General features: G+C 69.9%; 13 protein-coding genes and 7 pseudogenes. 11 read left to right on the plus strand and 9 right to left on the minus strand.

Features of this window, described 5'->3' with window-relative positions; translation table 11 throughout:
• The first annotated feature begins 75 nt into the window (after positions 1 to 75).
• The 5 genes and pseudogenes from ACIQ6Y_RS32555 to ACIQ6Y_RS32575 all read left to right on the plus strand — a co-directional run bounded on the left by ACIQ6Y_RS32555 (position 76) and on the right by ACIQ6Y_RS32575 (position 4,713).
• Positions 76 to 921 (plus strand): MBL fold metallo-hydrolase, encoded by an 846-nt coding sequence (locus ACIQ6Y_RS32555; protein WP_404044458.1) that lies wholly within the window; start codon positions 76 to 78, stop codon positions 919 to 921.
• Positions 918 to 2,222 carry an MFS transporter gene (locus tag ACIQ6Y_RS32560; protein ID WP_404044460.1) on the plus strand — a complete coding sequence of 435 codons (1,305 nt, stop codon included), beginning with the start codon at positions 918 to 920 and terminating at the stop codon, positions 2,220 to 2,222. The genes ACIQ6Y_RS32555 and ACIQ6Y_RS32560 overlap by 4 nt, the downstream gene beginning before the upstream one ends.
• A gap of 42 nt (positions 2,223 to 2,264) precedes the next feature.
• Positions 2,265 to 2,746: pseudogene (locus ACIQ6Y_RS32565) on the plus strand (IS5 family transposase); the annotation flags it as partial.
• 574 nt (positions 2,747 to 3,320) lie between these two features.
• Positions 3,321 to 3,998 (plus strand): annotated as a pseudogene (locus ACIQ6Y_RS32570) (serine/threonine-protein kinase); the annotation flags it as partial.
• A 188-nt stretch (positions 3,999 to 4,186) separates the two neighbouring features.
• Positions 4,187 to 4,713: pseudogene (locus ACIQ6Y_RS32575) on the plus strand (peptidylprolyl isomerase).
• On the opposite strand, the gene ACIQ6Y_RS32580 reads toward ACIQ6Y_RS32575, so the two are convergent.
• The 3 genes from ACIQ6Y_RS32580 to ACIQ6Y_RS32590 all read right to left on the minus strand — a co-directional run bounded on the left by ACIQ6Y_RS32580 (position 4,710) and on the right by ACIQ6Y_RS32590 (position 6,137).
• A complete protein-coding gene (locus ACIQ6Y_RS32580) occupies positions 4,710 to 4,886 on the minus strand; it encodes a hypothetical protein (protein WP_404044463.1) in 177 nt (58 codons plus the stop codon). The pseudogene ACIQ6Y_RS32575 and the gene ACIQ6Y_RS32580 sit on opposite strands and share 4 nt — an antisense overlap.
• 425 nt (positions 4,887 to 5,311) lie before the next feature.
• Positions 5,312 to 5,746, minus strand: a complete 435-nt coding sequence (locus ACIQ6Y_RS32585) for a caspase family protein (RefSeq protein ID WP_404044465.1) — start codon at positions 5,744 to 5,746, stop codon at positions 5,312 to 5,314.
• 34 nt (positions 5,747 to 5,780) lie between these two features.
• On the minus strand, positions 5,781 to 6,137 hold the full coding sequence (locus ACIQ6Y_RS32590; RefSeq protein ID WP_404045112.1) for a hypothetical protein: 357 nt from the start codon (positions 6,135 to 6,137) through the stop codon (positions 5,781 to 5,783).
• Between ACIQ6Y_RS32590 and ACIQ6Y_RS32595 the strand changes: the two are divergent.
• From ACIQ6Y_RS32595 to ACIQ6Y_RS32610, 4 genes and pseudogenes are all read left to right on the plus strand, one after another.
• Positions 6,120 to 6,329 (plus strand): annotated as a pseudogene (locus tag ACIQ6Y_RS32595) (hypothetical protein); the annotation flags it as partial. The gene ACIQ6Y_RS32590 and the pseudogene ACIQ6Y_RS32595 overlap by 18 nt on opposite strands.
• Positions 6,330 to 6,364: 35 nt before the next feature.
• Positions 6,365 to 6,670, plus strand: coding sequence for a hypothetical protein (locus ACIQ6Y_RS32600; RefSeq protein ID WP_404045148.1), 306 nt, complete (start codon positions 6,365 to 6,367; stop codon positions 6,668 to 6,670).
• Positions 6,652 to 6,804: a hypothetical protein gene (locus ACIQ6Y_RS32605; RefSeq protein ID WP_404044468.1), complete on the plus strand. Its 153-nt coding sequence runs from the start codon at positions 6,652 to 6,654 to the stop codon at positions 6,802 to 6,804. Before ACIQ6Y_RS32600 ends, ACIQ6Y_RS32605 begins: the two co-directional genes overlap by 19 nt.
• On the plus strand, positions 6,801 to 7,523 hold the full coding sequence (locus ACIQ6Y_RS32610; protein ID WP_404044470.1) for an ATP-binding protein: 723 nt from the start codon (positions 6,801 to 6,803) through the stop codon (positions 7,521 to 7,523). Before ACIQ6Y_RS32605 ends, ACIQ6Y_RS32610 begins: the two co-directional genes overlap by 4 nt.
• On the opposite strand, the gene ACIQ6Y_RS32615 is transcribed toward ACIQ6Y_RS32610, so the two are convergent.
• The 3 genes and pseudogenes from ACIQ6Y_RS32615 to ACIQ6Y_RS32625 all read right to left on the minus strand — a co-directional run.
• Positions 7,421 to 7,948 carry a GNAT family N-acetyltransferase gene (locus ACIQ6Y_RS32615; RefSeq protein ID WP_404044473.1) on the minus strand — a complete coding sequence of 176 codons (528 nt, stop codon included), beginning with the start codon at positions 7,946 to 7,948 and terminating at the stop codon, positions 7,421 to 7,423. The genes ACIQ6Y_RS32610 and ACIQ6Y_RS32615 overlap by 103 nt on opposite strands.
• A gap of 288 nt (positions 7,949 to 8,236) precedes the next feature.
• Positions 8,237 to 8,816, minus strand: a pseudogene (locus ACIQ6Y_RS32620) (dihydrofolate reductase family protein).
• A 90-nt stretch (positions 8,817 to 8,906) separates the two neighbouring features.
• Positions 8,907 to 9,326: pseudogene (locus ACIQ6Y_RS32625) on the minus strand (substrate-binding domain-containing protein); the annotation flags it as partial.
• Between ACIQ6Y_RS32625 and ACIQ6Y_RS32630 the strand changes: the two are divergent.
• A complete protein-coding gene (locus ACIQ6Y_RS32630; protein ID WP_404044475.1) occupies positions 9,284 to 9,613 on the plus strand; it encodes a hypothetical protein in 330 nt (109 codons plus the stop codon). The pseudogene ACIQ6Y_RS32625 and the gene ACIQ6Y_RS32630 overlap by 43 nt on opposite strands.
• Before the next feature lie 391 nt (positions 9,614 to 10,004).
• Positions 10,005 to 10,781, plus strand: a complete 777-nt coding sequence (locus ACIQ6Y_RS32635) for a maleylpyruvate isomerase family mycothiol-dependent enzyme (protein WP_404044477.1) — start codon at positions 10,005 to 10,007, stop codon at positions 10,779 to 10,781.
• An 80-nt stretch (positions 10,782 to 10,861) separates the two neighbouring features.
• Here ACIQ6Y_RS32635 and ACIQ6Y_RS32640 read toward each other — a convergent pair whose 3' ends face one another.
• The 3 genes and pseudogenes from ACIQ6Y_RS32640 to ACIQ6Y_RS32650 form a co-directional block, all read right to left on the minus strand.
• Positions 10,862 to 11,230 carry a hypothetical protein gene (locus ACIQ6Y_RS32640; RefSeq protein WP_404044483.1) on the minus strand — a complete coding sequence of 123 codons (369 nt, stop codon included), beginning with the start codon at positions 11,228 to 11,230 and terminating at the stop codon, positions 10,862 to 10,864.
• A 507-nt stretch (positions 11,231 to 11,737) separates the two neighbouring features.
• Positions 11,738 to 12,091, minus strand: coding sequence for a hypothetical protein (locus ACIQ6Y_RS32645; RefSeq protein WP_404044486.1), 354 nt, complete (start codon positions 12,089 to 12,091; stop codon positions 11,738 to 11,740).
• A pseudogene (locus ACIQ6Y_RS32650) lies at positions 12,088 to 12,324 on the minus strand (DUF4331 family protein); the annotation flags it as partial. The gene ACIQ6Y_RS32645 and the pseudogene ACIQ6Y_RS32650, both read right to left, overlap by 4 nt.
• Positions 12,325 to 12,426 lie beyond the last annotated feature (102 nt).

Here is a 12,426-nt window from a genome sequence, read left to right on the forward strand (position 1 = left end):
TTAGTGCTTGCGCTCATCCGTGAGACACCCTTAGCGTTCATCACGGATCAACCGACTTCTATCCGTGAGGTTTTCATGGCCGGCGCCAGCATGCCCACCGAGCAGATCCCCGTCCGCGTCTTCGGCGGCCCGACCGCCCTGTTCACCTACGGCGGGCTGCGATTCCTGACCGACCCGACGTTCGACTCACCCGGCGAATACCACGTGCCCGGCGGCCGGTTGACCAAGACGGCGGCGCCCTCCGCCGCGCCGGACGACCTCGGCCGTATCGACGTGGTCCTGCTCTCCCACGACGAACACCCCGACAACCTCGACGAGTCCGGCCGGGCACTGCTCGCCGACGTCCCGCTGACCTTCACGACACCGAGTGGCGGAAAGCGCCTGGGAGCCGGAGCCCGCGGGCTCGCCGACTGGGAGTCGGCCGAACTGGACCGGCCCGGTGGCGGCACGGTCACCGTCACGGGCGTACCTGCCGTCCACGGGCCCGGCCCGCGCGAGGACGTCGAGCCGGTCACCGGTCAGGTCGTCGGATTCGTCCTGACCGGGGACGGGCTTCCCGCGGTCTACGTCAGCGGGGACAACGCCTCGCTCGACGCGGTCAAGGAGATCGCCGCACGGTTCGGCCCCGTCGACACCGCCATCCTGTTCGCCGGGGCTCCCCGCTTCACCGTCCTGTTCGACAACGCGCTGATCGTCCTCGACAGTGCGCAGGCCGCCGACGCCGCCCGGATCCTCGGCGCGCGCCGGGTGGTTCCCGTCCACTACGACAGCTGGGAGCACTTCACCGAGGGCCGAGACGCGCTGGTCGCCGCCTTCACCGGCGCCGGACTGCTCGACCGCCTGGACTTCGGCGACCGCGGCCCGGCGGGACCGGCGGCGGAACCGTCCGGGCGGGCCGCCGCCGCCGAAGGAACCCGGTGACGACGACCGCGCATGCCCGCCTCGGGCACCTCCCGCGCGGTCAGGCGCAACGCCGGGTCCTGCGCGTCCTGGTCGCCGCCCAGATCCTGAGCGGCGCCGGACTCGCGGCGGGCGTGACCGTCGGCGCCCTGCTCGCGCAGGACATGCTCGGCTCCACCGACCTGGCCGGCCTGCTCAGCGCCCTGTCCATCGCCGGTTCCGCGCTGGCCGCCGTCGCGGTCGGGCGGGTCTCCCAAGCGCGCGGCCGGAGGGTCGGACTCGCCGCCGGGTACCTCGCGGGCGCCGTCGGCAGCGCGGGCGTCGTGGCCGCCGCTGTCGCCGACAGCGCCGTACTGCTCTTCGTCGCGATGTTCGTGTACGGCGCCGGCGCGGCCACGAACCTGCTGGCCCGCTACGCGGGTGCCGACCTGGCGGCTCCGGAGTCCCGCGCCCGGGCCCTGTCCACTGTGCTGGCCGCCACCACGTTGGGCGGCGTGGTCGGCCCCAACCTCGCCGCACCGCTCGGCAGCCTCGCGCACGCCGTCGGAATCCCGCGCCTGGCCGGGCTGTTCCTGCTCTCCAGCGCGGCCTACGCGACGGCCGCGCTGGTGCTGGCCGTCTGGTTGCGGCCCGACCCACTGCTGCTGGCCCGCGCCATGGAGGCGGAACGTCCCGCCGCGGCGTCCGCGCGTCGGGATGATCCGGGGAGCAGGGCCGGGCCTGTGCTCGCAGGGCGCCGCCCCGGCGTACCGACAGGCGTGTCGATCATGGCCCTCACCCAGCTGGTCATGGTCGCGATCATGACCATGACGCCGGTCCACATGCACGACCACGGCCACAGTGCCGCGGCATCCGGCCTCGTCATCGCGATCCACATCGGGGCGATGTACCTGCCCGCGCCGCTGTCCGGGTGGCTCGTCGACCGGTACGGCCCGCTCACGGTCGCCTCCGCGTCCGCGCTGGTCCTGCTGGGCTCGGGGATCGTCGCCGCCAACGCCCCCGGCGGTTCCCCTGCCGTACTCGCCCTTGCTCTCGCGCTGCTGGGTGTGGGCTGGAGCCTCGGCATCGTCAGCGGCACCGCGATCATCACCCATGCCGTCCCGTTGGCCACCCGCGCCAGGACCCAGGGCCTGGTCGACGTCTCCATCTCCCTCGCGGGCGCCACCGGCGGCGTGGCTTCGGGCGTGGTCGTCACCGCCGTCGGCTATCCCCTCCTGGCCGCGGGCGGCGGCATGCTGGCGCTGGCCATCGTGCCGGCGGTCATCGTCGCAGCGCGCACGTCCGGGACGGCGGCAGAGGACCGGTCGTCCCGTCTCCGCTAGGTCCTGTCTGACAAAGGATCGTGGGTTGTGGATCACGGTGTGGTGATAGGTCGCCGTGAACTGTCCGATGCCGAGTGGGATCTGATACGTCCGTTGCTGCCCCGGCCTGCGCTGGGGGCCCCGGTTGGACGACCGGATGGTCCTGAACGGGATTGTGTGGAAGTTCCGTACCGGTGTCCCCCGGCGGGACGTGCCCGAGCGGTACGGCCCGTGGACCACGCTCCATACCCGGTTCCGCCGGTGGGCGGCGGACGGCACGTTCGACCGGATGCTGCGGGCCGCGCAGGCGACGGCGGACGCCGCGGGCGACATCGACTGGCTGGTGTCGGTCGACTCCACCATCGTCCGGGCCCACCAGCACGCCGCCGGAGCCCGAAAGGGGGCGCCAGAGCCCGGCCCTCGGCCCGTCCCGGGGCGGGCTGACCAGCAAGGTCCACCTCGCCTGCGACGCGGTCGGCCGCCCGCTCGCGTTCGTCCTGACCGGCGCGAACACCAACGACTGCACCCAGTTCACGACGGTGATGGACACCCCGACGCCGCGGCAGGTGAGATCCCTGTCGTCCGCGGACGGTGGCCGATGGCAGCCACCCGGCGCTGATGGTGATCCAGGATGACGAGCAAGACTGGTTTCTGGCTGACGGGCTTCATGATCCGACGCGGACGGAGCGTCGATCGTCCGCCATCCAGATCACGTACTTCCCAAGACCTCGCTTCACCGCTGCCTCGCGGAGGCAGCCTCCGCCGCCGCGCCGTCCGCAGACGCATAATGACCTTGGTTCCTGACCCGCAGCAGGTCGAGGTCATCGGGCGGAGCGGAATGCCTGTGCGAGCGACAGTCGACAGCCCTGTTCCACAGCCAGGGACGCCTCTGGGTTGGAAGGCTGATCCGGATTCGGGTGGCCGTCTTGGAGAACACTCCTGCCGTCTGGCAGGTTTCTGGGTATCGGGCGTGTCGCCGGCGCGGTCGCATCATGATCTCCATCGCGTCGGTTCGTCGGCAGGCGGGGCAGAAATGTTCGCAACGGGGGAGGCGTAGCAGTGCGAGACCAGCTCCTCGGGGGCCGTTACCGGTTGATGCAACAGCTCGGCGAGGGAGGGATGGGCCAAGTATGGGAAGCGCGGGACGAAACGCTGGGCCGGTCCGTCGCGGTCAAGGTGATCTCCCTGCTCGCCGGTGGCGGAAGCCGTGGCGACGAGGCGCGCGCCAGGTTCCTGCGCGAGGCACGGATCACCGCCCAGCTGCAGCACGCCAACATCGTGACCGTCCACGACCTCGGCGAGACCGGCACAGAGGACAACAAGGCCCCGTTCCTGGTGATGGAGCTGGTCCGAGGCGAGGGCCTGGACGCGAAGGTACGCCAAGGCGCCGTCACCTTGCCGGACGCGGCTCGGTGGGGCGCGCAGATCAGCGACGCGCTGGCCGACGCGCACCACGCCGGAATCATGCACCGGGACATCAAGCCGTCCAACATCCTCATCACGCCCTCCGGCAACGTGAAGGTCCTCGACTTCGGCGTCGCAAGGGCGACCGATCCGTACGCGACCTCGGACCGCCTCACCCAGACCGGCTTCATCGTGGGCACACCCCCGTACATGGCCCCCGAACAGGCACGCGGCTTCCCGGAACCGCGCAGCGACCTGTACGCGCTCGGCTGCGTGCTCTTCGAACTGATCACGGGCCGGCTGCCCTTCAAGGCCCCCGACACCGTGGGCTACCTCACGGCACATGTCACCCAGGAACCCCCCACACCAAGCTCGGTGGCCCCAGGCATCCCACCCGCCTGGGACGACCTCGTGCTCACCTTGCTGCACAAGGACCCCACCCAGCGGTACCTGAACGCAGCCGACCTTGCACAAGCCCTGCGACGACTCGAGCACGCACTCGAGCCCACGCCGCCAGCAGACGTGCCCACCCCACCCCCCACCATGCCAGCGGGTCAAAGGAAGACAGCGGAAGGCGGATCGTGGGTGGGCAGCTCTATGCCACCCTCAAAACCAACCACGGCGACATCAAGGTCCGACTCCTCCCGAACCACGCGCCGATCACGGTCAAGAACTTCGTCGAGCTCGCCAGGGCAAGCGTGAGTGGACGAACCCCGCCACCGGAGAGAAGTCCACGGCCAAGCTCTACGACGGTACGGTCTTCCACCGGGTCATCAGCGGCTTCATGATCCAGAGCGGTGACCCGCTGGGCCAAGGCACCGGCGGCCTCGGCTACCAGTTCCAGGACGAATTCCACCCGGACCTGTCCTTCGACAAGCCCTAGGTGCTGGCCATGGCCAACGCCGGTCCGGGCACCAACGGCTCGCAGTTCTTCATCACCGTTGCCCCGACGACCTGGCTGAACCGCAAGCACACCATCTTCGGCGAGGTCGCCGACACGGCCAGCCAGAAGGTCGTCGACGCCATCGCGACCACCCAGACCAACCGGCGCACCGACCGCCCGCGCAACGATGTCGTCATCGAGTCGGTCGTCGTCGAGACCCGCTAGAGCTGACCACGCGATTCGTCGCTGAGCGTGAGTGAGAGCCCGAACTTGACGACCGGGCGGTTGTCCGTGGTGGCGAGTGATCCGCCTTGGCTGCTGCCGTCGGGGCCGTCCTCCTGGTCCCGTACGAGCGGCACGACGGCCGTGGCAGCTGTCGCGGCGGCGGCCAGCGCCATCAAGGCCCATCGCCGCGCCTTCGGTCTCCCCCTGCTGCGGGACGGTGGAGGTGACTGCTGCAACTCCTCCTGCCGGTGTCGGGGTGAAGGTTCGGACTCAGGGGCCGACTCGTCTTCAGGTTCAGGTGCTGGGTCAGACTCGAGTTCGGGTTTCGGGGCCGGCTCGGGAGCAGGCGGGGCTTCGTGCTCGGGCGAAGGCGCAGGCGCAGGCGCAGGCAAGGGTTGGAGCTTGGGCGCTACCGGAGGCTCGGCCTCATTGATCCCCTGCCGGTTGCGGGCCAGCGCAATCGATCCCGCTGTGTTGCCGTTGCGCTGCTGGGCTCCGGGCGACCTTGGGAGACCAGAACCGTATGCAGATGACGGTAGAGGGTCATCATGGTCAGCAGCAGTGGGGCGTGCGGGATGCCCTATTTCCAGAGCAGTGATCAGTTCGCCGGTGAACGCCGTGTACCGGGCTCCGGGCGGGGCCAGCGCCGTGCGGGTCTCGGACGTCGCCCTGAGTACGAAGGTGCCCTCGATGTTCGATATCCCGCCGAGACTGCCACCGGCCATCTCCCCGTGCAGCGCGAGCCGCTCCAGCAGCAATCGAGGACCACGACCTTGCGGCGGGCCCGGATGCCCGCCCCGAGGAGGATGTCGCGTACGTCCTGGTAGCGCAGCGCGGTGTAGAGACGGGCTGGGTCGGTGCCGGGCAGGGCCAGGTACAGCTCGTTCGACAGTTCATGTACGACGCCGTGTCCGGCGTAGTAGACGAGCAGGGTGTCCTCGGCCTCGGCGCGGGCGCTCTGTACTTCTTCGAGGGCCTGCTCCCGGGCAGGCTGAGTGAGCACCCGGCAGTTCTCGGGCTGTAGCCCCCACACCTGTGGGTCGGTGAGGACCGCGGCGAGCTGGGGCTTAGCCGCGTGGGGGCGCCCCGTCCGCTGTCGCGGGGGTGCTCGGGTCGTCTGGCCCGGACACGGCGGGCGGCTCGCCGGTCAAAGTTCGTACGAGCTGGGCGATCTGCTGGGGTTCCGCGCTGGTCACGGTCACCGTCACACCGTTGTGCTCGATGCGGACGTCGGATCTATTGCCACGTGATGTACGCCAGTTGGCGACCGCCAGCAGCAGTGCGCTGAGCCCGATGGTGTTGCTGACCACCACCGAGCCCACGCGTGGAACAAGGGATGCCCCACTAGGTGGGTGGCGCGCCGTACGCGGCCGTTGTATCCCCCGAACGGCCGGGCACGATGACCGATGTGGCCCACGACCGATGGGTCAGCGCGCCGCGCAGGCAGCGGGCCGAGTCTGCCTGACCTGCGAAAACCCCAGCTTAGTTCAGTCAACAGGGCGGTGCCGTGCAACGTCCAGTCGGCGACCGAGAACCACTCTGTCCGCTTCCACCAGTACCACCAGGCCGACGGCGGACGGATCCGTGTCCGCAAGATCTGCGAGCTGGAGGACCGCGAGGTTGCCGCCTCGGAGATCCGCCAGGGCTACGAGTGGTCCAAGAACCAGATCATCCCTTCGAACAGGCCCGTTCCGCAGGGAAGTTCACGCCGGTCCACGACGCCTGGTGGGAGGCGGCGAAGGCGGCCCACGGCGAAAGGGACGGCACCAGCGCCCTGATCGAGGTCCTGCTGATAGGCCACCACGTCCCCCACGAACACCTGGTCGCCGGGCTTGCGTCCGCGATCAGAGTCGGCGCCCTGACCGCGGACGCGGTTGCCCTGGAGGCCCGGCAGACGGCCGAAACCGACGAGGTCGCGCCTTCTGCTGTCCCCGCGGAGTGGAACGGACGAACGTGACCTCGCTGACCGAACGGCCGCTTGCCCAGCTGCCGCCCGACACCCGGACGCTGCCCTCGGTCGCGGCCTACGACCAGCTGCTGAGAGCCAGGCAGATGGCCGACCGTCCCGCCATCCAGGGAGAGACGCCGTGACCCTCAAACGCCACCGCGGGCTGACCGAACAGGCCGCCGACGCCGCCGTCGACCAGGCATACCGCATGCTCAGGCTGCCGACCATCCGGGCTCAGTTCCCCGAACTGGCCGAAGCCGCCGCCCGCGACCAGATGTCGTATCGCGCGTTCCTCGCCGAACTGCTGACGGCCGAGTGCGACGACCGGGCCCGGCGGCGCTCAGAACGGCGGATCAGGGCGGCGCAGTTCCCGCGGTCGAAGTCCCTACGAGCCTTTGACTCCGACTCCAACCCGAACATCGACTCGGCTGTCATCCACACCCTGGCTACCTGCGAATGGGTCAAGAAGGGACTGCCGCTTGGCTTGATCGGCGACTCGGGCACCGGAAAGTCCCATCTGCTGACCGCCCTGGGCACCGAGGCTGCCATGGCCGACTTCCGGGTCCGCTACACGCTCGCCACCAAACTGGTCAACGAGCTAGTCGAAGCTGCGGACGAGAAGAACCTGACCAAGACCATCGCCCGCTACGGGCGCATCGATCTCGCCGGCACCCGGGCCGCCCAAGCCCAGCCCGCCGCCGCAGACTGGCCTCGACCACCATCGTCCTCCTCAGCGAGCATGCCCCCGGCCACAGTCGCTCAGCCGCCCGCTGTCGGCCCGCAGGTCTTCTCGAGGAGCGTGAACGACTTGGGTGCACCGCCCGGCTGCGGCTTACCTGCTTTGTGGCCGACGACTCGGTAACCGGCGGCCAGGTAGTAGGCGTTCAGGCGCGCGTTGCCGGCCAGGCAGTCCAGACGCACGAACGCACGCCCTGCCGCAGCAACGCGGCGCTCCGCAGCACGCAGCAGCCAACGCCCCGTTCCCGGCTTGGCGCTGCTGCGGTCCACCATCAGCCGATGCACATAGCCGGCCACCGGCGGCTGCGGTCCCCAAGCGTCCTCGTCTTCCCACCACAGTTCCCAGGCTCCAGCCACGCGGCCGTCGGCCTCGGCGAGCCAGACCTCACCATGCGCCATGATCTTGCGGAAGTGGTCCTCGTCCAGCTGGCCGGGCTGCCACTGGCCGATGATTCCCTGGGCGAGCATCCAGCGGGCAGCGTCGTCCCGCAGACGAACGAGAGTGGCGAGGTCGGCGTCGTCGGCGAGGCGCAAGCACAGATCGTTCACGTCGCGATCTTCGCACGGACCCGTACAAGCGCTCGACGCTGTCCCTCCAGGTCGAGCGCCAGCGTTGTCGGCTCTCCTCGACATTTTCGAGCTGCCTGATCACTAAGTGCTGACCGAAACCGTCGACCAAAAGCTGCCTGCTCTCGCTGACGAACCACCCGCAGCCTGCTCACCCAGCACCGCCGCACCAGCCACTGCGTGATCCTCGCGCGCTGCGAGGGGTGCGTGCCAACGGCGGTCGCGCTCGCGCGGCCCGCTGGGCCCGTTCGACCGGGAGCACGCCGGGGTTCACACGTGCAAGGCCGGGCGGTAGATGAGCTCTTGGGTGCGGCCGTCGAGCGTGCGGCTCTCGATCAGCTCCAGGTCGAAGTCCTGCGCGCCCTGGAAGATCGGGTCCAGGCCGGTCCGGCCGGTGATCACAGGAAAGAGCGTCACCTGAACGCGGTCCACCAGACCTGCGGCCATCAGGGCCCGGTTCATCGACAGGCTGCCGTGCGAGCGCAGCGGCAGCGGGGACGTTTCCTTGAGCCGGGCGACCACCTCGACGGCGTCGCCCTTGGCGACGTTCGCGTCCGGCCAGTCGAGGGGGCCTTCCAGGGTGGTCGACACCACCGTCGCGGGCAGGTTCCTCATCCGGGTGACCCACGGGTCGCGGACCTCGCAGTCCTCGGTGCTCGTGGCCAGCATCTGTGCAAAACGCCCGGTAGGTGCGGGCTCCGAAGATCATCCGCTGCTCCTCGCCGTACAGCGCCAGGCGGCGGTCGAGGAGCTCGGGTCCCTGCTTGCCCCAGTAGCCGGTCCAGTTTCCGCCGGCGGCGCCGAAGCCGTCGAGGCTGGAGAAGACGTCGAAGGTGTAGGTGACGGTCATGATGCTCTCCTCAAGGGGCGGCGTAACGCCTGCTCGTGGATGCAGACCACCAGCCACGGCGAAACTCATCGCCCCAGGGGCCCTCCGCCCTCACAACCACTCCCGCACCACCGGCAGCGTCACGCGCTCCCGCTCAGCGCCGTGGAGCGTGATGTCCGTGAGGACCCGGGCCATCGTGCGGCCCACCTCCCCACCGGCTGACGCACTGTCGTGCGGGGCGGGTTGGTGTGACGGGGGCGAGGATGTCGTCCTCGAAGCCGACCACGGCGACGTCGCCGGGTACCGAGCGTTCGCGGCGGTGGAGTTCGGCCAGGGCGCCGACCGCTTGGAGTCCGAGGCGGCGAGAACGGCGTCCAGGCCGGGGACGCGATCGAGAAACGGACCCATCGCCCGGCCGCCGCTCTCCTGCGTGAAGACACCCTCCCCGACGAGGAGTTCACCCGGAGCGAGCCCCGCCGGAGGCCCTGATGGAGACGATCGCCACACCCGGCCTGGAGGCGCTGATCGCCCGCGCGGAACAGGCTCTGAGTGAAGAGGAACCGTGGAACGCTCTGGTCGGCTTCCTCGGCGCCACCCTGGAGGCGCAGCTGACCGACCCCTCGCTCACCATCGTGCGCGCAGCACCGGAGCGCGTCCTGCCCCGCACCGAGGAACTCACCACCACGCTGGGCGCGCTCGCCGGACGGCTGCTCGACTGCACGCGCATTGGCAGACGCCGCACATGGCGTGCTCGCCTGGCAGGACCTGCTGCCGCTCATGTGCGGGATCGCTTTCGCCGCCAACATCCACGCCGATGAGCGGCAGACACGCCTGGAGTCCGGCCACCGCTACCTGGACGTGATGCGGCGGGGACTGCGCGGCTGAATCGCCACCCGGGCCCGCACGGACCACCACCCCATGCCTGACACGGCCCGCCACACCTCAAGACCGATCACGGGACAGCCGGTGTGTAGCCGCTTCCGGACTGGGAGTTGGACGGGACCTGGGAGCGGCTGTCCACCGCGATCTCGTCCGAGGCCGAGGCGGCCGGAGCGATCGAGTGGATCGTGGGTCTGTCGCCTGGGACGCGGGGCTCGGCTGCGGCGTGGCGGAAGCCCGAGCGTGGGCTCGCCTGGGCCGGAGTTCCCCGCCGTACCGGCTGGGAAAACCGCTGTCAGGCAAATGGATCAAGATGATAGAAGTACCGCTGTGCACAAGACTCTGGAGTTTCCCGAGCTGCTGCGGCTGATCGACGAACGAGCAACCGCCTTCCGCGCCGTGATCGCCGCCGCGCCCAGCCTCGACCTGCCCGTGCCGACCTGCCCCGGGTGGACGCTGTCCGACCTTGTGCAGCACATCGGCGAGGGCCGCCGCCGCTGGGCCGCCACCGTCTCCGCCGGGCCGGACGCCACGTCCAGGACCCCGGCCCAGGGTGACGCGGTCGCGCCGCAGGAGCGCGAGGCCGTGCCGGCCTGGCTGGCCGCCTCAACCGAGCTGTTGCTGACGGCCCTGCGGGAGGCCGGTCCGGACCAGGGCTGCTTCACCGGCTGGGGTAACACGCAGACGCCGCACACCGCCGGTGGCGTCGCCCGGCACCAGGTCCAGGAGATCGCGGTGCACACCTACGACGCCCAGCTCACCGTGGGCGAGCCGGCCTCACTGCCTGTCGAGGTGGCGCTCGACGGTGTCGAGGAGACCCTGTTCATCACCTGCTTCACGACGAGCGCCTGGCCGCACAAGCCCACCGCCTTCGACTTCCACGCCACCGAGGGCCGCTCCTGGCGCCTCACGGTCGACGGCGACGGTGCACGGACCACCCGGCTGCCCGCCACCGGCGAGGACCCGGACGCGGCAGGCATCTCCGTTCGCGGCACGGCCAGTGATCTGGTCCTCTACCTGTACGACCGCATTTCGGCGGACTCCCTGCAACTCGACGGGGACCCGGAGCTGCTCGACCTGCTCCGCGCCTGGGAACCGGAGGATTAGGCGTGACGACACGCCACCGCGCACAAACCGCCCGCTCGAATCGCGAACGGTCTCGTACCGCACGGTGGCGGTCTCAGTGTCTAGGGACTGTCCTGAGTCACGCCGAGGCTCCGGCGCATGGTGCGGCGCATCTGCGCGAGCTGCTCCCAGACCCCCGTGATCTGATGGTGTGTTCCGTCCAGGGACTCGTCGTCGTCCCAGCCTGACGGGATCCCGCTGCCCAGACGCTTGAGGACCCCGTAGATGCGGTTGAGCCGGCGGTGGACGCCATCGATGACGGCGTGTACGTCGTCCGGTACCCGCATCTGCGCCTCGGAGTACCGGGCCCGGTGCTCGCGCCGTGCATCGTCCAGACGAGCCCTCACGTCCTTGGTGACACTGTCCGCCCGGAGCGCATGCCAGAAATGGTTCAGCTCGGAGTGGAAGTCCAGCGCAGCCGTGTTCAGCATGACGTAGCAGCTGCGAAGCACGCTTGTGGACGCCGGAGTCGACGACGTCTCGTTTACGGCGAAGACAGAACCGACCGGCAAGACCATGCTCCGCCTGCTGGGCCCCAGCCCTGCAGTGGATCCCAGCGTCGGCACCCCGCACCCGGGAGCGCTCATCTGGTCGATGACTCTCTCCCCCGAGCCCTGGCGCCGTCTGCCTGCACGAGCTCCCGGGGCAGACCCTTCGGCGGAGTTTGCGTTGCCGGAGCGGACGCTGCGCAATCGCTTGCCGCACGCCATCGGCGCGACGCAGGAGGAGCTCTCCGCAGCGGAAGCGCGCCTGGGCGTCGTGCTGCAGGCACTCGGAGGCCACGGAATTCAAACTGGGAAGGCAACAAGCAGCCCCTGATCAACGGTGGCCGGCGTTGAGGCAGACAGCCTGCGCGTGCGATGTGTCTCGTGGACGGGAGCCCACGGGCGCTGCCGCGGGCTCCCGCCGCTCGGTCGATCGTCGAGCGCGGGCCTCGTTCAGGCGGACGAAGCCGGATGGGGCGTGCCGAGGTAGGGGAACTCCGGCAACAGGTCGGTGTGCGGGGCGATGTTCGCGCTGGGGACCTTGCCGCGCGAGAGCATGTCGATGCGCGCCGTCTCGACGTCGTCGGTGAGGGTGCGGCCGTTGGGGTAGGCGGCGGGCTTGGAGCGGTCGTAGCGCAGCACGTCCGGCAGGATGGTGCGCAGGGTCTGCTCGGCGTCCTTGGCATCGTAGTTGCCGGTGTGTGCGAGGACCGCGCTCCACGGTTCGAGGTAGGTGTCCCAGTCCTGGGCCGGTTCGCCCGCGTTGTAGGCGACCTTGGCGTCCTCCTGGTTGAAGTACGCCGTCACGGAGGGTGGGCGCCGCGGTCGACGGACGTGAGCTGCCCGTCTTGGCGTACGCTGATCCGGCCCCAAACGCCGATGACCGGGCCCGGGTTCAGCTCGGCGGAGGGCATGTCGACGACGATGCCGAGGATGTTCTTGTCGATGCCCCAGTCCATGCCGGTCCACTTGAAGTCGTTGCCAATGCCTTCGAGATCGGCGAAGAACGGTTCGCTGCGCAGACCGACCGAGATCCGGTAGGGGCCCGAGACATGATCTCGGGCTCCGGGCCGAAGGCGACCGGCTCGTCGGTGACGATCTCGTCCCCACCCGCCTCGTGCGACCGAGCCTGCTCGCCGTCC

The sequence above is a fragment of the Streptomyces sp. NPDC096205 genome, from assembly GCF_044763135.1.
In the GTDB taxonomy this organism is placed as follows: Bacteria; Actinomycetota; Actinomycetes; order Streptomycetales; family Streptomycetaceae; genus Streptomyces.

Excerpts from the sequence above, each read along its gene's own strand:
- ACIQ6Y_RS32630 (WP_404044475.1), top strand. The coding sequence starts at position 9,284 with ATGGAGACGATCGCCACACCCGGCCTGGAGGCGCTGATCGCCCGCGCG.
- ACIQ6Y_RS32555 (WP_404044458.1), top strand. The coding sequence starts at position 76 with ATGGCCGGCGCCAGCATGCCCACCGAGCAGATCCCCGTCCGCGTCTTC.
- ACIQ6Y_RS32640 (WP_404044483.1), bottom strand. The coding sequence starts at position 11,230 with ATGCTGAACACGGCTGCGCTGGACTTCCACTCCGAGCTGAACCATTTC.
- ACIQ6Y_RS32580 (WP_404044463.1), bottom strand. The coding sequence starts at position 4,886 with ATGGCGCTGGCCGCCGCCGCGACAGCTGCCACGGCCGTCGTGCCGCTC.